This window comes from Limnohabitans sp. 15K (genome assembly GCF_002778285.1).
Taxonomy (GTDB): Bacteria; Pseudomonadota; Gammaproteobacteria; order Burkholderiales; family Burkholderiaceae_C; genus Limnohabitans_A.
The window spans coordinates 1-21,584 of sequence record NZ_NESM01000003.1 but is presented as its reverse complement, the minus strand read 5'-3'; the positions used below and the strand labels follow the sequence as shown (position 1 = coordinate 21,584).

The 21,584-nt window shown below is 59.2% G+C and carries 21 protein-coding genes and 1 tRNA gene; 4 read left to right on the top strand and 18 right to left on the bottom strand.

Annotation, left to right across the window (positions count from 1 at the left end; all coding sequences use genetic code 11):
• Positions 1 to 8: 8 nt before the first annotated feature.
• The 9 genes from B9Z40_RS11320 to B9Z40_RS11280 all read right to left on the bottom strand — a co-directional run bounded on the left by B9Z40_RS11320 (position 9) and on the right by B9Z40_RS11280 (position 7,090).
• Positions 9 to 662 (bottom strand): HAD family phosphatase, encoded by a 654-nt coding sequence (locus B9Z40_RS11320; RefSeq protein ID WP_100173479.1) that lies wholly within the window; start codon positions 660 to 662, stop codon positions 9 to 11.
• A 30-nt stretch (positions 663 to 692) separates the two neighbouring features.
• Positions 693 to 1,088 carry a YchJ family protein gene (locus tag B9Z40_RS11315; protein ID WP_100173478.1) on the bottom strand — a complete coding sequence of 132 codons (396 nt, stop codon included), beginning with the start codon at positions 1,086 to 1,088 and terminating at the stop codon, positions 693 to 695.
• Positions 1,089 to 2,216, bottom strand: coding sequence for an acyl-CoA dehydrogenase family protein (locus tag B9Z40_RS11310; RefSeq protein ID WP_100173477.1), 1,128 nt, complete (start codon positions 2,214 to 2,216; stop codon positions 1,089 to 1,091).
• 20 nt (positions 2,217 to 2,236) lie between these two features.
• Complete coding sequence (locus tag B9Z40_RS11305) at positions 2,237 to 2,914, bottom strand: SDR family oxidoreductase (protein ID WP_100173476.1); 678 nt, start codon at positions 2,912 to 2,914, stop codon at positions 2,237 to 2,239.
• A gap of 88 nt (positions 2,915 to 3,002) precedes the next feature.
• Positions 3,003 to 4,184 carry an acetyl-CoA C-acyltransferase gene (locus tag B9Z40_RS11300; RefSeq protein ID WP_100173836.1) on the bottom strand — a complete coding sequence of 394 codons (1,182 nt, stop codon included), beginning with the start codon at positions 4,182 to 4,184 and terminating at the stop codon, positions 3,003 to 3,005.
• Positions 4,185 to 4,228: 44 nt separating this feature from the next.
• Complete coding sequence (gene can, locus B9Z40_RS11295) at positions 4,229 to 4,897, bottom strand: carbonate dehydratase (protein ID WP_100173475.1); 669 nt, start codon at positions 4,895 to 4,897, stop codon at positions 4,229 to 4,231.
• 46 nt (positions 4,898 to 4,943) lie between these two features.
• Positions 4,944 to 6,125: an isovaleryl-CoA dehydrogenase gene (locus tag B9Z40_RS11290; RefSeq protein WP_100173474.1), complete on the bottom strand. Its 1,182-nt coding sequence runs from the start codon at positions 6,123 to 6,125 to the stop codon at positions 4,944 to 4,946.
• Between the two features lie 26 nt (positions 6,126 to 6,151).
• Positions 6,152 to 6,586: a PaaI family thioesterase gene (locus B9Z40_RS11285; protein WP_233204888.1), complete on the bottom strand. Its 435-nt coding sequence runs from the start codon at positions 6,584 to 6,586 to the stop codon at positions 6,152 to 6,154.
• A 99-nt stretch (positions 6,587 to 6,685) separates the two neighbouring features.
• Entirely contained in the window at positions 6,686 to 7,090 is a 405-nt protein-coding gene (locus tag B9Z40_RS11280) for a MerR family DNA-binding transcriptional regulator (RefSeq protein ID WP_100173834.1), read from the bottom strand.
• A gap of 128 nt (positions 7,091 to 7,218) precedes the next feature.
• Here B9Z40_RS11280 and B9Z40_RS11275 point away from each other — a divergent pair, with 128 nt between their 5' ends.
• On the top strand, positions 7,219 to 8,334 hold the full coding sequence (locus tag B9Z40_RS11275) for an MBL fold metallo-hydrolase (RefSeq protein WP_233204887.1): 1,116 nt from the start codon (positions 7,219 to 7,221) through the stop codon (positions 8,332 to 8,334).
• Positions 8,335 to 8,355: 21 nt separating this feature from the next.
• On the opposite strand, the gene B9Z40_RS11270 is transcribed toward B9Z40_RS11275, so the two are convergent.
• The 8 genes from B9Z40_RS11270 to B9Z40_RS11235 form a co-directional block, all read right to left on the bottom strand.
• Positions 8,356 to 9,279 (bottom strand): M48 family metallopeptidase, encoded by a 924-nt coding sequence (locus B9Z40_RS11270; RefSeq protein WP_100173472.1) that lies wholly within the window; start codon positions 9,277 to 9,279, stop codon positions 8,356 to 8,358.
• Positions 9,280 to 9,297: 18 nt separating this feature from the next.
• Positions 9,298 to 10,059: a 1-acyl-sn-glycerol-3-phosphate acyltransferase gene (locus B9Z40_RS11265; protein ID WP_100173471.1), complete on the bottom strand. Its 762-nt coding sequence runs from the start codon at positions 10,057 to 10,059 to the stop codon at positions 9,298 to 9,300.
• A 24-nt stretch (positions 10,060 to 10,083) separates the two neighbouring features.
• A complete protein-coding gene (gene gmhB, locus B9Z40_RS11260; protein WP_100173470.1) occupies positions 10,084 to 10,668 on the bottom strand; it encodes a D-glycero-beta-D-manno-heptose 1,7-bisphosphate 7-phosphatase in 585 nt (194 codons plus the stop codon).
• Positions 10,669 to 10,705: 37 nt separating this feature from the next.
• Positions 10,706 to 12,895 carry a glycine--tRNA ligase subunit beta gene (gene glyS, locus B9Z40_RS11255; RefSeq protein WP_100173833.1) on the bottom strand — a complete coding sequence of 730 codons (2,190 nt, stop codon included), beginning with the start codon at positions 12,893 to 12,895 and terminating at the stop codon, positions 10,706 to 10,708.
• Positions 12,896 to 12,906: 11 nt separating this feature from the next.
• Positions 12,907 to 13,812 (bottom strand): glycine--tRNA ligase subunit alpha, encoded by a 906-nt coding sequence (gene glyQ / locus B9Z40_RS11250; protein WP_100173469.1) that lies wholly within the window; start codon positions 13,810 to 13,812, stop codon positions 12,907 to 12,909.
• Positions 13,813 to 13,881: 69 nt separating this feature from the next.
• The gene (lnt, locus tag B9Z40_RS11245; RefSeq protein ID WP_100173468.1) at positions 13,882 to 15,453 is read right to left on the bottom strand and encodes an apolipoprotein N-acyltransferase; all 1,572 of its coding nucleotides are present in this window, start codon (positions 15,451 to 15,453) and stop codon (positions 13,882 to 13,884) included.
• A complete protein-coding gene (locus B9Z40_RS11240) occupies positions 15,450 to 16,334 on the bottom strand; it encodes an HlyC/CorC family transporter (RefSeq protein ID WP_100173467.1) in 885 nt (294 codons plus the stop codon). Before B9Z40_RS11240 ends, lnt begins: the two co-directional genes overlap by 4 nt.
• An 89-nt stretch (positions 16,335 to 16,423) precedes the next feature.
• On the bottom strand, positions 16,424 to 17,098 hold the full coding sequence (locus B9Z40_RS11235) for a GNAT family N-acetyltransferase (RefSeq protein ID WP_100173466.1): 675 nt from the start codon (positions 17,096 to 17,098) through the stop codon (positions 16,424 to 16,426).
• A gap of 243 nt (positions 17,099 to 17,341) precedes the next feature.
• Here B9Z40_RS11235 and B9Z40_RS11230 point away from each other — a divergent pair, with 243 nt between their 5' ends.
• The 3 genes from B9Z40_RS11230 (at position 17,342) to B9Z40_RS11220 (ending at position 20,627) form a co-directional block, all read left to right on the top strand.
• Positions 17,342 to 19,027 carry an AMP-binding protein gene (locus B9Z40_RS11230; RefSeq protein ID WP_100173465.1) on the top strand — a complete coding sequence of 562 codons (1,686 nt, stop codon included), beginning with the start codon at positions 17,342 to 17,344 and terminating at the stop codon, positions 19,025 to 19,027.
• Positions 19,028 to 19,046: 19 nt separating this feature from the next.
• Positions 19,047 to 19,970 (top strand): MBL fold metallo-hydrolase, encoded by a 924-nt coding sequence (locus B9Z40_RS11225; RefSeq protein WP_100173464.1) that lies wholly within the window; start codon positions 19,047 to 19,049, stop codon positions 19,968 to 19,970.
• 363 nt (positions 19,971 to 20,333) lie between these two features.
• Complete coding sequence (locus B9Z40_RS11220; RefSeq protein WP_019425964.1) at positions 20,334 to 20,627, top strand: RNA-binding protein; 294 nt, start codon at positions 20,334 to 20,336, stop codon at positions 20,625 to 20,627.
• 115 nt (positions 20,628 to 20,742) lie between these two features.
• On the opposite strand, the gene B9Z40_RS11215 is transcribed toward B9Z40_RS11220, so the two are convergent.
• Positions 20,743 to 20,818, bottom strand: a tRNA-Phe gene (locus B9Z40_RS11215).
• Positions 20,819 to 21,584 lie beyond the last annotated feature (766 nt).

Sequence of the window (21,584 nt, the reverse complement as noted above, 5' to 3'; positions counted from 1 at the left end):
ATAAATGCCTAAGGCTTGATCAGTCGCAATTCATCCATGTGCTGGAATGACTGGCTGGCACCCGCATCCAACAGGGGCTGACGAGGGGTCGAGCCAGGTGCGTAAGCCCATACGGTGGCGCCAGCAGCCACGCCAGCCGTGATGCCCACGGTGGTGTCTTCGACGACCAGGCACCTTGCCGGGTCAATTTGCAGATGCGCAGCAGCGGCCAAATAAACGTCCGGATACGGCTTGCTGCGCGGCATTTCATGGCCACTGAAAATGCGGCCTTCAAAAAAAGACAGCAAACCCACTTGCTTGAGCATCATTTCGATCTTGAGACGATCGGCACCCGAAGCCACAGCGATGCGGCCTTGGCAGTGCTCGTGCAAATGCGCCACAGCCTCGTGCACGCCTTCGATGGCGGTGATGCTTTGTGTCAGTCGTTCGTTGCGCAATGCATAGAAATCGGCCAACCATTCGTCGGTCAGCGGTTGACCTGTGTGCGCCTCAATGACGCTGCGCTGGCTTTTGACGGTGTGACCGACAAAGCGCTGCATGCACTCGGCCAGCGTCATGCGCCAACCCTGCGCTTCAAACATGTCGCGCAGCACGCCGCAGGTGATGGCTTCGCTGTCCACCAGGACGCCGTCGCAATCAAACAAAATGGCTTCAAAGTTCATACGGAAGATCATAAAGGGCCAAAAAACCAATCAAAGCACGTCACCATCCACATAAAACCAACGCCCGTCTTCGCGCACAAAGCGGCTGCGTTCATGCTGCCGGATGGCCTTGCCGTTCACGCGAAATCGGGCGACAAATTCCACCTCGGCGCTGTCTGGGCCCGTCATGCGGTGCTGCTTGATTTGAAGACCCAGCCATTTGGCACCGTCTTCGAGCGTCAGCTCGGCAGGGCGCTGGCTGGTGTGCCAGGTGGCCAGCAAGTAAGGCACATCACCGCGCACAAAAGCGCTGTAGCGCGATCGCATGAGGCTTTCGGCATCGAGTACCGACTGACCTGCGTGGTAAGGGCCGCAGCAAGCACCCAAGCTCAATGCTTGACCTTTGGCGGAGATTCGGCCGCAGGGGCAAGGTGCATTCAACACCATTCAAAGCGCCCGCTGGATGATGATTTTTTGCACATCGCTCGTGCCTTCATAAATCTGGCAGACGCGCACATCACGGTAAATGCGCTCGACCGGGAAGTCACTCACATAACCATAGCCTCCCAAGGTCTGGATAGCGGCTGAGCACACCTTTTCAGCGGCTTCGCTGGCGAACAGCTTGGCCATGGCGGCTTCTTTGAGGCAAGGGCGACCGGCGTCGCGCAGGCTGGCGGCGTGCCAAATCAGTTGGCGCGCCGCTTCGAGCTGAGTGGCGCAGTCGGCCAAGCGGAAACCCACCGCCTGGTGGTTGAAGATGGCAGTGCCGAAACTCTCGCGTTGCTTGGCGTAGTCGATGGCCACATCGAGCGCACTGCGGGCCATGCCCAGACTTTGCGCGGCGATGCCAATGCGCCCACCCTCCAAAGACGACAGGGCAATTTTGTAGCCCTCGCCTTCCTGGCCGATCAGGTTCTCGGCGGGGACACGGCAGTTGTCAAAGTTGATTTGTGCGGTGTCGCTGCTGTGTTGGCCCAACTTGTCTTCCAAGCGCGCAACCGTGTAGCCGGGCGTGCAGGTGGGCACGATGAAGGCGCTCAGGCCTTTTTTGCCCGCGCCTTTGTCGGTCACCGCGATCACGATGGCCACGTCGCCGTTTTGGCCGCTGGTGATGAACTGCTTCACGCCGTTGATCACGTAACCGTCGCCGTCTTTCACAGCCGTAGTGCGCAAGGCCGATGCGTCCGAACCCACATGCGGCTCGGTCAGGCAGAACGCGCCGAGCATCTGCCCTTGGGCCAACGGCGTGAGCCACTGCGCTTTTTGCGCGGCATTGCCGTACATCATCAAGATGGCATTCACGGGGCAGTTGGTCACGCTGATCACGGTGCTAGTACCGCCGTCACCGGCTGCGATCTCTTCGAGCACCAGTGCGAGCGTCACATAATCCAGGCCCGCGCCGCCCAGTTTTTCGGGCACACAAATGCCATACGCACCCAATTCGGCCAGGCCCTTGTGCACGTCTTTGGGAAAGTGGTGTTTTTTGTCCCACTCGGCGGCATGGGGCCACAGTTCGCGCTGGGCAAAGTCGCGCACGGCGTCGCGAATCATTTCCTGGTCGGGGGTCAGCAGCATGTCTGTCTTTCTTTATCGGATCACCACGGCAGGCTCTGGCCGTCGTGGTTCAAAAATGCGCCTCGGTGTGCCGGGTCGCGTTGTTCAAGCACTTGGCTCAGGGTCTTGCGCAGGCTGCTTGCGCTTTGCTCGGGAGTGAGGGGCGCTTGTTCGCCACCCATGTCGGTCTGCACCCAGCCGGGGTGGATGGCCAGCACCGTCATATCAGGTTGCTCGGCCTGTGTGCAGCGCACCACCATATTGAGGGCGGCCTTGCTCACGCGGTAAAGCGCAGCGTTGCCGCTGGTGGTCTCTTGCATGCTGCCCATGACCGAGCTGATGCAGGCGATGACACCTTGCGTTTCTTGCACCATGGGCACGATTTGCGGGATGACCTGCATCGCGCCCATCACGTTGGTGTGCATGACGGCGTCAAAGCTGTCGCGGGTCGGTGGCGTGCTGGCACTGGCCCGGTCCATCGCGCCCGCCACGTAAATGGCCAGGTCGATTTTTTCGCCGTCAAGCTGCCAAGACAGCCCCGAATTGCTGGCCGGGTTGGCCACATCCAGGCGCAAGGTTTGTGCGCCCAAGGCCTTGAGGTTTGCCAACCCTTCGTCCGAGCGGGCGGTGGCGATCACGCGCCAGCCATCGGCCAGGTACTGGCGAGCCAGCTCATGACCGATGCCGCGGGATGCGCCGATGAGGAGAACGGTCTGCATGGTGTTGTGTTTTGCGTAGGAGCGACGCCCTCGTCGCGAATGTTCCGGAGATTCATCGCCGCGAGGGCGCGGCTCCTACAAAAGATGTTTAGACCAGTTCCAACGCCACGGCCGTGCCTTCGCCGCCGCCAATGCACAACGTGGCTAGGCCCTTTTTGAGGCCGCGCGCCTTGAGCGCGTGGATCAATGTGACCATGATGCGGGCGCCGGATGCGCCGATGGGGTGACCCAAGGCACACGCGCCACCGTTGACGTTGACCTTGTCGTGCGACACGTTCAACTCTTTCATGAGCGCCATAGGCACCACAGCAAAGGCTTCGTTAACTTCCCACAGGTCGACGTCTTCGACCTTCCAACCCGCTTTGGCCAAGGCTTTTTGCGTAGCGCCCACGGGGGCAGTAGCAAACCACTCGGGCTCTTGCGCGTGGGTGGCGTGGCTCACGATGCGGGCCAGGGGCTTGCAACCGAGCTTGGCGGCGGTGCTTTCGCGCATCAGCACCATGGCGGCTGCGCCGTCGTTGATGGACGAGCTGCTGGCAGCGGTGATGGTGCCGTCTTTCTTGAAGGCGGGCTTCAATGAAGTGATCTTGTCGAGTTTGACTTTGCCGGGGCCTTCGTCGATGGAGACCACACGTTCGCCGCTGCGGTCTTTCACCGCCACAGGCGTGATCTCCGCAGCAAATGCACCCAACTCGGTGGCGGCCTTGGCGCGCTGCACGCTGGTGGTGGCAAAGTGGTCTTGCTCAGCACGGGTGAAGCTGTATTTGGCGGCGCAATCTTCGCCAAAGGTGCCCATGCTGCGACCGGCTTCGTAGGCGTCTTCCAGGCCGTCGAGCATCATGTGGTCGTAAATTTTGTCGTGGCCCATGCGGTAACCGCCACGGCCCTTGAGCATGAGGTAAGGCGCATTGGTCATGCTCTCCATGCCCCCGGCCACCAGCACGTCGTGCGTGCCAGCGACCAGCATGTCGTGTGCGAACATGGCCGCACGCATGCCCGAGCCGCACATCTTGGACAAGGTGACCGCGCCTGCGCTCTTGGGCAAACCGCCTTTGAATCCCGCTTGGCGCGCTGGCGCCTGGCCTTGGCCTGCCATCAGGCAGTTGCCAAACAGCACTTCGGTGACGAGTTCAGAGCTGATACCTGCGCGCTCGACAGCGGCCTTGATGGCGACGCCGCCCAGGTCGTGGGCGGCCAGTGAGGAAAAGTCGCCTTGAAAACTGCCCATGGGGGTGCGGGCAGCGCTGACGATGACGATGGGGTCGGACATGGTTTTCTCCAATGGCATGAAATAGAACCCGCCAGCCCCAAGGCTCAGACGGGAGGAAGAACGCCCCCACGGGGGTAGCGTTTGAATGCGTTGCGGAACACGTCCACCACTTCGTGGGCGCCGCTCATGGTCACGCCCAAGTCTTTGACCAAGCCGTCGTCCAGGCCGTACACCCATCCGTGCACAGTGACTTTTTGGCCTCGGCTCCAGGCGTCTTGCATGACGTTGGACAAAGCCACGTTGCCGACCTGCTCGATCACGTTCATCTCGCACATGACCGACTCAAGCTCGGCCTGAGGCAAATGGTTCAGGCGTTGGCGGTGGCGCAAACGCACGTCTTGCACATGGCGCAGCCAGTTGTCGGCCAGGCCCACGCGGGTGCCGCGCGTGGCCGCGAGCACACCGCCGCAGCCGTAGTGGCCCACGACCATGATGTGCTCGACCTTCAGCGCGTCAACCGCGTATTGAATGACCGACAGGGCGTTCAAGTCGGAGTGCACCACCACGTTGGCCACGTTGCGGTGAACAAACACCTCGCCGGGGTCCAAACCGGTGATCTGGTTGGCAGGCACTCGGCTGTCTGAACAACCAATCCACAAGTACTTGGGCGTTTGCTGGTTGGCCAGGCGTGAAAAATACGCCGGGTTCTCGCGCACCATGCGCGAGGCCCATTCACGGTTGTTGTCAAAGAGGTGCTGAAGTGAGGTGCTCATGCGGTGATTGTCGCAGTGCAGTCGTACTGTTTTTTGACAAAGCGCTTCAGCAGGTCTCTGCAAACAATTCGCGGCCGATCAACATGCGGCGGATCTCGCTGGTACCCGCGCCAATCTCGTACAACTTGGCGTCGCGCCACAGGCGGCCCAGCGGGTAGTCGTTGATGTAGCCGTTGCCGCCAAAAATCTGGACGCCCTCGCCAGCCATCCAGGTGGCTTTTTCGGCGGTCCACAAAATCACGCTGGCGCAGTCTTTGCGTACTTGGCGCACATGCTCTGCGCCCAACAAATCGAGGTTCTTGGCCACGGTGTAAGCGAAACTGCGACCGGCTTGCAGCACGGTGTACATGTCGGCCACTTTCCCCTGGATGAGTTGGAACTCGCCAATGCTTTGACCGAACTGCTTGCGGTCATGGATGTAAGGGATCACGTTGTCCATGACAGCTTGCATGATGCCCAGCGGACCACCGGTGAGCACGGCACGCTCGTAGTCGAGGCCACTCATGAGGACTTTGGCACCGTTGTTCAGGCCGCCCAGAATATTCTCGGCCGGCACTTCAACGTTGTGGAAGACCAGCTCGCCCGTGTGGCTGCCGCGCATGCCCAGCTTGTCGAGTTTTTGCGCGATGCTGAAACCCTTCATGCCCTTTTCGATCAAAAAGGCCGTGACGCCGCGCGCGCCAAGCTCTGGCTCGCTCTTGGCATAGACCACCAGGGTGTCGGCATCGGGCCCGTTGGTGATCCACATCTTGTTGCCGTTGAGCAGGTAGTAGCCACCTTTGTCTTCGGCTTTGAGCTTCATGCTCAACACGTCCGAGCCTGCGCCAGGTTCGGACATGGCCAAAGCGCCGACGTGTTCGCCACTGATCAGCTTGGGCAGGTATTTGGCGCGCTGCTCGGGCGTGCCGTTGCGTTTGATCTGGTTTACGCACAAATTGGAATGCGCGCCATAACTCAGACCCACCGACGCGCTGGCACGGGAAATTTCTTCCATGGCGATCATGTGGGCCAAATAGCCCATGTTCGCGCCACCGTATTCCTCGCCCACGGTGATGCCCAACACGCCCAAGTCACCCATCTTGCGCCACAGGTCCATCGGGAACTGGTCGTTGCGATCGATCTCGGCCGCGCGGGGGGCGATTTCGGCTTGGGCAAAGTCGCGCACGGCGTCTCGCAGGGCGTCAATCTCTTCACCGAGTTGGAAGTTCAGGCCTGGCAAATTGTTCATGGTGGTCTCTGTGGAGTTGGGTCTGCTTAATAGGTTTTGGGCACGGGCATCAAGGTTTGCTGCATCACGGCACAAGGCGATGTCTTGCCATGGGCGTCGATGTGCACCACCTCTGCCGAAGTCACGATCACGCGGCGACCGGCCTTAACCACTTGGCCCGTGGCGCGAATTTCGCCGCCTTGAAAGCTGTTGAGGAAATTGATTTTGTATTCCACCGTCACCACCTCCATGCCCTCGGGCGCCACCGTGAGGGCGGCATACCCGCCCGCGATGTCGGCCAGCGCGCCAATCGCACCGCCATGGAAACCGCCTTGCTGCTGGGTGGCTTTGTCGCTGTAGGGCAAAGCGAGTTCCACCTGACCTTCGGTGGCTGACAGCAAGCGCACGCCCAAATGGTTCATCATGCCCTGTCGGGCCATGCTCTGGGCGACGCGATCGTGCGGAGAATGGGCGGTGGTCACATCAAATCCTGAGTTGAAATCAGGTCCAGACTTTAATTGACGTTTACGTCAACGTCAATCATAAAAAACGAACGCAGGCGGCGACGCTGATCGTTCAAATCAGGCCAAACTGCCCGCTTTAGAGGCCTTGCTCAGCAAACTGCGGGTCTCTTTTTCGTGGGTTTTGACCTCGTCCAGCGTCGCCTCCAAGTCGGCCAGCTGCGACTCCAGTTGCTGGCGATGTTCGGCCAGCACCACCAAAAACTTTTTGAGCTGCGGCACCGTGTCGCGTGGGCTGTCGTACATGTCGATCAGCCCCTTGGCTTCGTTGAGGGACAAGCCCAGGCGCTTGGCGCGCAAGGTAAGTTTCAAACGGGTCCGGTCGCGCGCCGAGTACACGCGGTTGCGTCCACCCGGGCCAGAGCGCTCGGGCTCGAGCAAACCCATGTCTTCGTAAAAACGGATGGCGCGGGTGGTCAGGTCAAATTCCTGGGCCAAATCGCTGATCGTGTACATGTTCGCCATGGCGTGGGTCCTCAACAGCTTGCGCAAGGGAGACAGGCCCACCAAAAGCCGCCCCCTAAAATTCATTGTCGTGTTTGACGTTAACGTCAACGTCAATCCACCGAATGCTAACCCAATCCACACGCTGCATGACCACCTCGTCCAACGCCATGGCCACGCCCGATGCGGATGCCTCGCGCCCTTCGCTGCACTACCCTTTGGGCGAACACTTGCCCGAGCTGGGCTCAGCCACCGAAGTCGCACCCGGCATTTTTTGGTTGCGCATGGGTTTGCCCTTTGCGCTCAACCACATCAACCTGTGGCTGCTGCGCGACCGCATGCCCCATCCCACGCAAGGGGGTGTTCAGCAAGAAGGCTGGACGGTGGTGGACTGCGGCATCGACAACCCGGCCACCCGAGAAGCTTGGCTGCAAGTGGAACAGCAAATGCTGCAAGGCCTGCCCGTCTTGCGTGTGCTGGTCACCCACATGCACCCGGATCACATGGGCTTGGCGCATTGGATTTGTGAACGGTGGCAAGCCCCACTCTGGATGAGCACCAGCGAGTACCAATCGGCCCTGTTGGCATCCAGCGGGCTGTCCAACTTTGGCGGGGCGCCCACGGTGGCATTTTTTGAGTCCCATGGCTGGAACAAGGCTGAGGAACTCGAGGTCATCCGAGCACGCATGGGTTACTACCCCGGAATGGTGCCCCAAATTCCTGGCGCTTATGTGCGCTTGATGGCGGGCACACAGGTGCGCATCGGCGATCGCACTTGGGAGTGCATCAGCGGCTATGGCCATTCGCCCGAGCACATGGCTTTGCTCGATGCAAAGCAGCAGTTGCTGATCAGCGGCGACATGTTGCTGCCCTCCATTTCCACCAACGTCAGTGTCTATGCCATGGAGCCCGATGGCAACCCGCTGCAGTGCTTCCTCGACTCGCTGAACAAAATGGCCCATCTGTCGGATGCGACCTTGATACTGCCCTCGCATGGGCGGCCGTTTCAAGGTGCCGCCTTGCGCATTGCGCAACTTCAAACGCACCACGCCGAGCGCTTGGCCGAGTTGCTGCAGGCCTGCCAAGATCAAGCTTGCTGCGCTTACGAACTCTTGCCTGTGCTGTTCAAGCGCACCCTCGATGTGCACCAGACCACCTTTGCCTTAGGCGAAGCCGTGGCGCACTTGAACCTGCTGTGGTTGTCCGGTCAGATGCGCCGAGACCGCGGGAGCGATGGTGTTGTGAGATTCAAAACCATCTTGTAGCTTGCGGCCTTCACACCGGCCTCAATCCTCTTTCAAATCGACCGGTGCTTGGCGCAAAGCTTTGCGGCGTTGTGCGTAGTCGGGCATGACTTCGCCCACGGTTTCCCAAAAACGGGGGCTGTGGTTCATCTCACGCAGATGCGCCAACTCGTGCACCACCACATAGTCAATCTGGCTGGTGGGCAGGTGAATGAGCCGCCAATTGAGGCGGATATGGCCATCGGTGCGGGCACTGCCCCAGCGTGTGCTGGCGCTCGACAAACTGAGCTTTTGCCAGCGCACACCCAGCAGCGGTGCAAAGTGGTGCAAGCGCTCTTCAAACAAGGCTTTGGCTTGTTTTTTAAGCCAGACCTGCGCAGCGTCGCGCACCTGCGTCACCGAAGCCCCGGGCGGAACGGTGACGGGCAAGACTTGGTCAAGCGGCAGGTCTTGTCCGTGGACTCGCCCCACACCACGTTCCAAAACACACAGTTGCAAGGTGCGGCCCAAAAACGGCACCTCGGCACCATGCCGCCACTCGATGGCTTTTTGAAATTGTTCAGTTTGCCGCTCTTTGAACTGCTGCAACTTGGCCACAATCCAAGCGCCTTTTTCCTGCACGGCGGCATCCACCTCGCGCAGCGTGACCCAATTGGGCGCACGCACCACCAAACCATCGGCACCCACCAAGAAGCCGATGCTTTTGCGGCGCGAACGCTCAAAACGGAAAGACACCGTGACACCCTGAACTTCTGCGTGGCGGTTGGCGGCGGGGTGGGTGAAGCCAGCAACAGAGGGATGACTGTCGACAAATGGCCGGGCACCAAGCTTGACGTTATCCGGTGCCGGGGCGTTTGACTTGACGCCCATGGGCGCAGGCCTTGAGGGCGATGGCAAGCTCGGGGTTAGGGTGACCGGATCCCCCCCCGTGAAAAAGTCCAGCACAAACTGCAAAGGCGCGCGCATGGTTCGCCCCGTTTGGGTTCAATGTCCGGCAACGACGGATTGGGCCTCGGGATAAGCCTCGGGATCGAGTCGGTGCATTTCCGACTCAATCCAAGTCTCCACTTCGAGCATGAGCTCGTCGGCGCTGCGGCCCTCACTCGAGATCGCGCGACCAATCGAAATGTCCACCACACCCGGCGTTTTGATGAAAGCCTTGGTTGGCCAGCAACGCGCCGAAGTCACCGCGATCGGGACAACAGGCACGCCTGCTGCGATGGCCAAACGCGCCCCGCCGCTTTTGTATTCGCCTTTTTGACCACGCGGAATCCGTGTGCCCTCGGGGAACATGATCACCCAAACGCCCTCTTGCATGAGGCGACTGCCTTGTTGCACCACCTTGGCAAAAGCCCGTGAACGCTGCTTGCGGTCAATGTGGATCATGTCCATGCGGCCCATGGCCCAACCAAAAAAGGGCACGCTGAGCAGCTCTTTTTTGAACACATAAGCCAGCGGGTGCGGCATGATCACCGGCATGACAAAGGTTTCCCAGGTTGACTGGTGCTTGACCAGCAAAACCGCCGGGTCCTTGCTGCCTTGGGGCAAGTTTTCCAGGCCCTGAATGCGGTTTTCGATGCCCAAAATCCAAGTGCCACTGTTCACCGCCAAACGCAGCCAACCCACACACATCCAATACAGACGTGTGCTGCTGACAAGGTAAGAGGCCACCACCACAAACAGCGCCCAAGGCACCACCGTGATGGCCATCCAGAGCACATGGGCAAGTGAGCGAAGAAAATTCATGCGGCGTAGGGCCTTGGTGGGTGGTTATCGAGAAAGCGATTCAGCTGGACCTGTCTCACCCAGCAAGTGGTCGACAAAAGCGCCCAAATCAGCGTGAACAAGGGTTTGCACAGGAAACTCTGGTGGCAAACGGGTGGGATCCACCATCGCATGCCGACCGGACAATACCAAATGGGGTCTGCAGCCGCCCGCCTGGGCAGCCAGCATGTCGCGCAAGCTGTCGCCCACATAAGGCACGCCACTCAGGCTGTGGCCATAACGCTCTTCGATTTGATGCAACAAACCCGGCGCAGGTTTGCGGCAACTGCAGCCCTCTTCTGCCGCGTGCGGGCAGTAAAAAATTGCATCAATTCTGCCCCCCAAAGCGGCCAATGTCTTGAGCATGTGCGCATGCACCGCATTGAGTGCGGCCATGTCAAACAATCCGCGGCCCAAACCCGATTGGTTGGTGGCCAACACCACGTGGAACCCGGCATGGTTCAGACGGCTGATCGCCTCCAGCGCACCCGGCAAAGGGTGCCACTCCTCCGGTGACTTGACGAACTCCTCACTGGCCCGATTGATCGTGCCGTCCCGGTCCAGGATGACGAGTTTCAGGTGGGCATTCATAAGGGGCAGTGGTCAGTGGGGCTTGGTGCTGTAGGGGTCAAGCCGCCAAACGCGACAAGTCGGCCACGCGGTTCATGGCCACATGCAGGCTTTTCAGCAAGCCTTGGCGGTTCAGGCGCAGGTCCATGGCTTCGGCGTTGACCATCACGTCGTCAAAGAAGGCGTCCACCGGGGCGCGCAACGCGGCCAGGGTTTGCAAGCTGGCGGTGTAATCGCCCGCCTTGAACTGCGCCTCGGACTCCGGCAGCAGTTTTTGCATGACGGCGTAAAGGTTCTTCTCGGCATCTTCTTGCAGCAGCGCTGTGTTGACATGGGCGTCGACTTCGCCGGCTTTCTTCAAGATGTTGCCGATGCGCTTGTTGGCAGCAGCCAAAGCGGGGCTCTCGGGCAAAGCGGCAAATGCGCGCACGGCCGAGAGGAATTGGCCCACCTGGCCCAAACGGGTCGGGCGCATCGCCATGACGGCGTCCACTTCCTGGGCGCTGAAACCTTGCTCGCGCAGGCTGCCAGACAAGCGGTCATAGATGAAGTTGGCGACCAACTCTGGAGTTTCTAAATTAAAGGCTGTCACTGCGCCTGCAACTACTGCACGGTCGGCAAGCTCTTTTGAGTGTGCAGCATGCTCAAAACTACCAAAGGCTGTGCGCAACAAAGCATCAATATCTTGATCAGGCAATCTCTCAAACAGCATGCGGATCACGCCCAAAGCGTGGCGACGCAGCGCAAACGGGTCTTTGTCGCCCGTGGGCACATTGCCAATGCCGAACATGCCCACCAGGGTTTCGAGCTTGTCGGCCAGCGCCACCACAAGGCCGACGTTGTTGCGCGGCAAGTCGTCGCCCGCAAAGCGGGGTTTGTAGTGGTCTTCAATGGCTTCGGCCACCTCGGTGGAAAGGCCATCGTGGCGGGCGTAGTAGCCACCCATGATGCCTTGCAGCTCGGGGAACTCTCCGACCATGTCGGTCAGCAAATCGGTCTTGGCCAGGCGTGCAGCCTGCTCGGCTTGCTGCGCCAGCGCATCACCGCCCACTTGTTGGCCAATGGCCTTGGCGATGGCGCAAACCCGCGCCATGCGCTCACCTTGTGTGCCCAGTTTGTTGTGGTAAACCACTTTGGACAGCCCTTCGACGCGCGATTCCAGCGTTTTCTTGCGGTCTTGGTCAAAGAAGAATTTGGCATCGGCCAGGCGCGGGCGCACCACGCGCTCGTTGCCGCCGATCACAAACGACGCGTCGTCGGGTGTGATGTTGCTCACCACCAAGAAGCGGTTCGTCAGCTTGCCCGAAGCATCGATCAAAGGAAAGTATTTCTGGTTGGCCTTCATCGTGAGGATCAGGCACTCTTGCGGCACGCCCAAGAACTCGGTCTCAAACTGGCAAGTCAGCACGTTCGGACGCTCGACCAGCGCGGTCACTTCGTCCAACAAGGCGTCGTCTTCGATGGGGCGCGCACCGCTGCCCACCTTGGCCGCTGCGGCATTCAGCTGGCGCACGATTTCTGCACGGCGTTCGGCAAAGCTGGCGATGACCGAGCCGTCGCGCTTGAGCACTTCGTCGTACTGGTCGGCGTGCGACAAGACCACGGGCGAGACCTTGGCCTCAAAGCGATGGCCTTGGGTGTTGTTGCCGGCCGTCAGGCCGAGCGCCTTGACCGGCACCACGGTGGAACCATGCAAGGCGATCAGGCTGTGCGCAGGGCGCACAAAATTCACACTGCTCCAGCCCGGCAACTCACAGTCGGTTTCCAGCTGATACTGCATGACTTTGGGAATCGGCAACTTGGCCAGCGCTTCTTCCAGCGCCTTTTGCAGACCAGCTTGCAATGAGGCGCCTTTGACCAAACTGTCGTAGAACAGCGCTTCGGCTTTGCCGTCAGGCTGGCGCTTGAGCGCGGCCACGGCCGCAGCCGGATCGCTGACGTCTGCGCCCATAGCTTGCAGTTTTTTGAGCAGTGCGGGTGTGGCGTTACCCGCCGCATCCAAGCCCACAGCCACAGGCATCAGCTTTTGCTGCACGGCCTTGTCGGCAGCCTGCGCCAGCACGCCGCTGACATGTGCGGCCAAGCGGCGGGGCGAGGCGAACGCCGTCACCACCGCATCGGCCGCGGCCAGGCCTTGCGCCTTGAGTTGCTCGGCCAACACGCCCGAAAAGGCCGCACCCAACTTGTTGAGCGCCTTGGGCGGCAGCTCTTCCACAAACAGTTCTACCAGCAAATTTTGTGTCGTCATGTCGTTCTCCCTCACGCGGATTTCTTGGGCATTTGAGCAACCCATTCACGCGGGGCCATCGGGAAGTCCAGACGTTCGCGGCTTTCGTAATAGCTCTGGGCCACGCTACGAGCCAGATTACGGATGCGGCCGATGTAAGCGGCGCGCTCGGTCACGCTGATCGCACCACGGGCGTCGAGCAGGTTGAAGGTGTGCGCGGCCTTGAGCACTTGCTCGTAGGCAGGCAATGCCAGCTGCTGAACAATCAGGTTTTGCGCCTGCTTTTCGTGGGCACTGAAGGCGGTGAACAGGAAGTCCGCGTCGGAGTGCTCAAAGTTGTAGGCCGACTGCTCTTGTTCGTTTTGCAGGTACACGTCGCCATAACTCATGGTGTCGGTCCACTTCAGGTTGTAGACGTTGTCCACGCCCTGCAAATACATGGCCAAGCGCTCTAGGCCGTAGGTGATCTCACCGGTGATCGGCTTGCAGTCGATGCCGCCCACTTGCTGGAAGTAGGTGAACTGCGTGACCTCCATGCCGTTGAGCCAGACTTCCCAGCCCAAACCCCAAGCACCCAGCGTGGGGTTTTCCCAGTCGTCTTCGACAAAACGGATGTCGTTTTTCTTCAGGTCAAAACCCAAGGCTTCGAGCGAGCCCAAGTACAGCTCCAGGATGTTGCTGGGTGCGGGCTTCAGGACCACCTGAAACTGGTAGTAGTGCTGCAAACGGTTGGGGTTTTCGCCGTAACGGCCGTCTTTGGGGCGGCGGCTGGGCTGCACGTAAGCGGCTTTCCATGGCTCGGGGCCGATGGCGCGCAAAAAGGTGGCGGTGTGGCTGGTGCCCGCACCGACTTCCATGTCGTAAGGCTGAAGCAAGGCACAGCCCTGGGCGTCCCAGTACTGCTGCAATTTCAAAATGATTTGCTGGAAGGTCAACATGGCCTGAGCAGGCCAGCAGCGAGCTGGCCAAAGTTAGAGGGCGCGCAAGCTGCGCGCGAACCTTTGATTTTACGGCCTTTGCCGACGCCAAAACGCCAGCGCCACCACGGCAAGGCACAAGGCCCACAAGGGCCACAGGGGCCAAAACCCGCCTACCGAAGCCCATTGGGCAAATGGCGTGAGGCCATGGCGCCCTTCATAAGCCCCCACCAGACTGCCCCGGGTAAATCGGGGCAGCTGCGCGGTGACGCGTCCGGTGTGGTCAATGATGGCGGTAGCCCCCGTGTTGGTGGCCCGCAACATGGGACGCCCCAGCTCCATGGCCCGCATGCGCGAGATGTTCAGGTGCTGGTCGACAGCCAGGGTGTTGCCAAACCAGGCGATGTTGCTCACGTTCACCAAAGCCGTGGGCGCGGTGGCCGCGTCTTTGAAACGCAGGGCCAGCTCTTCGCCAAACAAATCTTCATAGCAAACATTGGGGGCCAGGCGCTGGCCTTGCCAAGGGATGGCGGGCTGGTCCCAGCCGCCCGATTTGAAGTCGCCCAGTGGGATGTTCATCATGCGGATGAACCAGCCAAAACTGGGCGGGATGAACTCACCAAAAGGCACCAAATGCGACTTGTCGTAGCGGTAAGCCGATGTCTTGTCAGACCCCAAGGCCAAAACCGAGTTGGTGTAGCCCTCTGCCAAGCTGCCCAAGGGTGCCCCCACCAGTGCCATGGCCCGGTCTGGGCGGGCGAAATGCTGCTGCAGTCCTGACCAATAGGCTTCAGGCAAATGTTGCGGCAGCAACGGAATGGCCGTTTCGGGGGCGACCACCAGCGGCTGCTGACTGGCGCGAAGCTGCGCGTCGTACCACTGCAGCGCATCACGGATGCCGCTGCCGGCATCAAATTTAGCCGTTTGAGAGATATTGGCTTGCAGCAGCTCCACCTGACCCAAGCCAGCCGAAGTGGTGAAAACTGGCCCCCAAGCTTGCAGCCCCCAACTCAGCAGGCCCAAACCCATCCACGGTTTCAAAGCGCGCAAGTGCCAACCCGACAAAGCCAGCCGCATGGCCAACCAGGCCGCCAGGGCACCGATGCCATACACCCCAATCCAGGGTGCCCAAACGGACAACATGCCGTCGACGTGTGCATACCCGCCTGCGCCCCAAGGAAAACCAGTCAGCCAGCGCCCCCGCATGAGTTCTGCCAAGGTCCACAGGGCAGCGAACAACACACTCGCAGCGCCCGGGCGAGCACCCCAACGGCCTCTTGCCAAAGCCACCCAAACAGCACAAGCCAGGGCGTAATACAGCGCCAAAGCAGCCGCCAACGCCAGCACCGCCAACGCCGCCAATGGGGCAGGCAAACCACCGACATCGTGCATGGACACATACAACCACCAAAAGCTGCCTGCCAACCAGGTGGTGGCGAACACGCCGCCAAACCATGCCGCTTGTCCGAGAGAAGCCGGCTTGAAAAAGCCCAGTCGGGCCATCTTGGCCAAACCAGAGGCCAAGAGGGTCAAACTCAAAATTTGCAACCAACCCTGCGCTTGGCCACTGCCGGGCATGGCGATCGATGCCGCTTGGGCAGCTCCCGCCAAAGCGGGCCACCAAGTTTGCAGGCCGCGTGTGGGTTCGCGGCCGATGTTCATGCTTGTGGCTCTTTGGCGGTCACGGGTGACACTTTGAACCAGCGCACAGCGCCAGCGCGTGTGTGCAAGACCACAAACTGCAAACCCGCCAACACGTATTTTTCGCCGCGTCTCGGCACATGGCCCATCTCGTGGGCGATCAAACCCCCAATGGTGTCGAAGTCGGGCCCTTCACTGTCCTCGCGCGCCTCTTGCAAATTCACGCCAAAGGCCTCGCTCACCCGTTCCAAGGAGGTGTCGCCGCTGACGCGGAAACTGCGGTCGGGCAGGCCAAAAATATCGCCCTCGTCGTCGGCAATGTCGAATTCGTCTTCGATCTCGCCCACGATTTGCTCCAGCACATCCTCAATGGTGATGAGGCCCGCTGTGCGCCCGAACTCGTCGATGACGATGGCCAAGTGGTTGCGGTTGTCGCGGAATTGGCGCAAGAGATCGTTCAGGCCCTTGCTTTCAGGCACAAACACCGCCGGACGCAGCAAGGCGCGAATGTTCAATTCAGGTGCCCGCTGCAGCTTGAGCAGGTCCTTGGCCAACAAGATGCCAATGATGTTTTCTTTTTCGCCCTCGTAAACCGGGAAACGCGAATGCGCGGTCTCGATCACCTGGTGCAGAAACTGGTCAAACGGGTCTTCGATGTTCAGCAAATCCATCCGGGGGGCTGCCACCATCACATCACCTGCCGTCATATCGGCCATCCGGATCACCCCCTCCAGCATCAATCGGCTCTCACCATTGATGATGTGGTTTTCCTCGGCCTCGGCCAAAGTTTCGATCAACTCGTCGGTGGAGTCAGGGCCAGGGTGGATGAACTCGGCCAGCTTTTGCAGAAAACTTCGTTTGTCTTCGCGTTCAACAGAGCGCGCAGGGTGGGGGTCGGACACAGTCAGAGTTGCAGGACATGCGGTTATGCGAAGACTCTAGGATAGCGGATTCAAATGACAAACCACGATTTGCGGCACGCCACCCGCGGTCACTGCCCAGTTGAACCACCCGGTTTGTGCGAGGCATGGCGTGCGTCGCGCACCCCTTGGCGGATTTCTTGCACCGTGGCCAACCATGCCCGAAACTGCTGGGCCTGGTTTTTCAACTGGTAATCCAACTCGGCCATTTGCTCTTGCATCATTCCGCTCAATTGGCTGTCCAAGGTGGCCAAGGGCAACGACAGGTAAGCCTCGCTCTCGCTGCCATCGCGTTGCACTTTGGCACCCGCATGTCGGGCAATTTTCAGCATGGCCACGTTTTCGCTGAGGGCATGGATGAACAACATGCTCACCCCTTGGTTGCGGGCATGCATCACCGCATGGTTGAACAACCGAGCGCCCAAGCCCCTGCCCCTCTGATGGGACGAGACCGATACGCCGAATTCGGCACAGGTGGCCCACTGTGGATCGACCGAATAGGCCAAATGGGCCATGGCCACCAAGGCCAAACGGCGGTTAAAAACACCAAAAATCTCATCGCGCTCAAATTTCAAACCGGTCACGTACCGTTCGACCTGCTCGTCGGTGGCGGGATAGCCAAACCGCAAATAACGGTCTTCAGGTTTGAGGGCAAGCAAGTGGGTCAGAATGCGCGGCCTGTGGCGTGGCGACAAAGACCGGATAGGAATCCAGCCTGTTGGCCCCTGCCCTGTGCCCGATGCCATCGACTGCCACCCCCGAATGACCGCAGCCCAGCGCTGTCTGAGGCGGCACCAAATTCCGGGACGAATGGGGAGTTTTGAATTCATTTGAATTACGGGTTTGCCCTTATTCTGCACGCAATGGCCGCACCTTGTCTGTACCGGTTATTTGTCGCCTGTGAGACCTTTTTGGCCATAACTTAGGACTTGCCCGATCACACCCTGCCGCGCAGGTGGCCACAATCAAGAGATCAAGGAGATTCGCAGATGGAACGTATTTGGCTGAAGAATTACCCCCCCGGCGTCCCGCATGACATCGACCCCAACCAATACAGCAGCTTGACCGACTTGCTGGAGTCGGCATTTCGCACCCACGGTGACAGCCCTTTTTCGGTCTGCATGGACCGATGGATGAGTTACAAAGAGCTGGATGAGCTGTCCAAAGCTTTGGGCGCTTGGCTGCAAAACCAGGGTTTGGCACCCGGCAGCCGCGTGGCCATCATGCTGCCCAATTTGCCGCAGTTTGCCGTGACCATGGCCGCCATTTTGCGGGCCGGCTACACCTGCGTGAACGTGAACCCGCTTTACACCCCACGCGAGTTGCAGCACCAACTGAAGGATTCAGGGGCCTGTGCGATTGTCATTCTGGAAAACTTTGCGGCCACCTTGCAAGAGGTGATCGAGCACACGGCTGTTCAGCAGGTGGTGCTGGCCTCGATTGGCGACTTGCTGGGTCCTTGGTACGGCCGATGGATGACCTTCGCTGTGCGCCACCTCGCCAAAATGGTGCCCGAGTTCGAATTGCCATTGACGGGTGGGCGCAGCGTCACCTCTTTCAAGAAAGCCATCGCCCAAGGTCGTCAGCTGAATCTGAAGCCCACGCCCCAAACGCTTGATGACATCGCGTTTTTGCAATACACGGGCGGCACGACCGGTTTGTCCAAAGGCGCTGTGCTGACGCACCGCAACATCGTGGCGGCCATGCTGCAAGCGGAAGGGTGGTTCACCCCTGCTTTGACCAGCATTGGTGACCTTCGCAAAGTCAACAGCATCGCGGCCTTGCCGCTTTACCACATCTTCGCCTTGACCCTGTGTCTGCTGGCCATCCGTCAAGGGTCTCACATGACCTTGGTGCCCAACCCGCGTGACTTTGGCAAGTTCATTGAAGTGCTCAAGCAGCGGCCCTTCCACATGCTGCCGGGTGTCAACACCTTGTTCAACGCCTTGATGCAACACCCCATGTTCAAGACGATTGATTTCACTTCGCTCAAGCTCACGCAGGCTGGTGGCATGGCGGCTTCTGAAGGCACGGCCAAGTCCTGGCAAGCAGCCACGGGCAGCGCCATGATCGAAGGTTGGGGCATGAGCGAGACCTGCGCCATCGGCACCAACAACCCGGTCACACAAACCCACTTCAGCGGCAACATTGGCTTGCCACTGCCCAGCATCGACATCGCCATCAAAGACGACGACGGGCAAAGCTTGCCTGTGGGCAGTTCGGGCGAGATTTGCATTCGCGGCCCTAACGTGATGTGGGGCTATTACAACCAGCCCGAAGAAAACGCCAAAACTTTCACGGCCGATGGTTTCATGCGCACGGGCGATGTGGGCATCATGGACGCCGAGGGCTTTACCCGCATCGTGGACCGCAAGAAAGACATGATCATCGTGAGCGGTTTCAACGTGTTCCCGAGCGAGTTGGAAAACGTCATCTCCACCTGCCCCGGCGTGGTGGAGTGCGCGGTGATTGGCATTGCCGACAGCATGCAAGGCGAAACCATCAAGGTGTTTGTGGTGCGCAACGATGCGATGCTGACCGAAGAGGCCGTGTCGCGCTTTTGCCATGACAACCTGACCGGGTACAAGCGGCCCAAGTACATCGAGTTCCGCGACGAGCTGCCGAAATCCAACGTGGGCAAAATCTTGCGGCGCGAGTTGCGCAGCCAGAAATAAAGCCCAAAGCTTTGAAAGCATGAACGCCCCCATCACCTTGCCTGCGGGCGTGACTGTTTTTGAGCGCGGCTGGCTATCGGCCAACAACGTCTTGCTGTGTGACGAACACAGCGCCACGTTGGTGGACAGTGGTTATGTCAGCCACCAAGCGCAAACCTTGGCTTTGGTCCAGAACGCCCTGCAAGGACGCGCTCTGAACCAACTGGCCAATACACACCTGCACAGCGACCATTGCGGGGGCAACCAGGCGCTGCAAGCAGCGTATCCCGCCTTGAAAACCTGGATACCGCCAGGCTTAGCGCCCGAAGTCTTGGCTTGGCGCGAAGACGCGCTGAGCTACAAGCCCACGGGCCAAACCTGCCCAGCCTTCACTTTTTCAGACTTGCTGCGACCTGGCGATTGCCACCGCTGGGGCGACATGGACTGGGAAGTCCACGCCGCGCCGGGCCACGACCCGCATTCGGTCATTTTGTTTGCGCCCGAGCACCGCCTGTTGATGTCCGCCGATGCCCTTTGGCAAAACGGTTTTGGCGTGGTCTTCCCAGAATTGGTGGGCATTGCCGCTTTTGACGAGGTGGCTCAAACCCTGGACCTGATCGAGCGGCTGGACCCGGCCGTCGTCATTCCTGGGCATGGGGCGGTCTTCACCGAGATCGCACCCGCCTTGGCTTTGGCCCGCAGCAAACTCGCGGCCTTCGCACAAAACCCCGAACGCCACGCCCGTTATGGCACCAAAGTCTTGCTCAAATTCAAATTGCTCGAATGGGGACGCATCTCCAAAACCGATTTTTGCGACTGGGCCCTGCAAGTGCCCTATTTGAGCGACCTACACCAACGCTTTGGGCAAGGCCATGATGTGCCCACTTGGCTGGACATGATGCTCGCCGAACTGGCGCGCAGTGGTGCACTTGAAATGCACGACGGCATGCTGCACGACACCTGACGCCGAGCTTTAAAACCAACAGAAATAAAAAATTTGACTTATATTTCAAGCAGGAATAAAATCTCTCACTTCTAAAGAGTTACAGCCGCAGCGATAGCCATGGCCAACCCAAGAACTCTGAGCTGAATCGATGGGCATCGAACACGATGCACCACTGAACTTTTGGACATGAATTTTTCTCCCAGCGCTACAAGCCCACGGGATGACGAGAAATTCAACAACACATTTCCAAATCAACTCCAAAAATGTGCACCAGCTGTGAGGCTGGGCACTTTTCCCGGTGGGATCTTCACAGAAACCACCTTTTCCTGCATGCAGGGTTTGCACACAAACCTGCACGCCACCTCTCTGAAAGGCTCAACCATGAGCAGCAAAATTTACGTGGGCAACTTGCCTTACACCATCGACGACGCCAGCTTGCGTCAAAACTTCTCTGAATTTGGCGGCGTTTTGTCGGCCAAAGTCATGATGGACCGCGACACAGGCCGTTCCAAAGGTTTTGCCTTTGTTGAAATGTCCAGCGCCGAAGAAGCCCAAGCCGCCATCACCGGCCTGAACGGCATGTCGGTCAGCGGTCGTTCCATCGTTGTGAACATCTCCAAGCCGAAAGAGCCGAGCACCGGCTACGGCAGCGGTTACCGCGACACCCGCAACTGATCCTTTTCAGTTGCCCATCAAAAAGCCGCTCTTGAGCGGCTTTTTTTATGGGTGTGCTTTTGCGAAAGCACAAAAAGAAAAAACCGTCAGCACTTTCGCACTGACGGTTTTTGTTTGGTGGCCTGGGACGGAATCGAACCATCGACACGCGGATTTTCAATCCGCTGCTCTACCAACTGAGCTACCGGGCCGGTAAGGGTGAAATTGTAGCAGGACTTTTCCGTGAGGATTACTGCGCTGTTCAAAAAGTGCATCACCGGCTGGTCCAAATCTTGGCTGTCGTTTTGCTGTGCCAGCGTCTTAGCACAGGCATTGCACACTTTTTGAGCACCGTGCGGGGTGGGGATGCCCCACCGGCTTGAGGTTTACCGTGGTGGGCTACTGCAAGCCGGGTTGGGGCGTAAGCGTAAAGAAAATTGACGCTTGGGGTGCACCGCTTGGTAGCAACTGGGGTGGCGATGTATCCGTTCGTTGACAAATTCAAATCCCTACCGATCTTGAGACTCCAGGCTTCTAACCTTGCCCAGTTGCGGGCGGTACAGGTCTCAACGAAACACGAGGGATTGGTCCAGTAGCTGGATACAGCTTCTCAAGTAATGAAAGGACCTCATTCACTAGCTCAACACAGTCAGGTTCAACAGATGACAAGGTCCGATGAGCGACCCTAGGTATCCGATGTAGCCTGTGTAGCGCGTTGTGACAAGTCACGAAGTTCGTGTCTCGAACAGCCGCCCAATTTCCGTGGATGAAACTTGAAGACCAGTCGTAATAGCGATCGTACGAATCTTTAGCGCCGCATTCAGTCGCAAGTTTTCTAAGATTGCTATTTGTGTTGATTGGCCTTAAAAACTGAGCCACTTTGAGAGGAATTTGCATCCAAATTTGAGCCACTTCATTGGCCTATCCTGCTCATTTTTTGAGCAAGGGTGGCCGGGAGTGATCAACGTGGGAACTTTG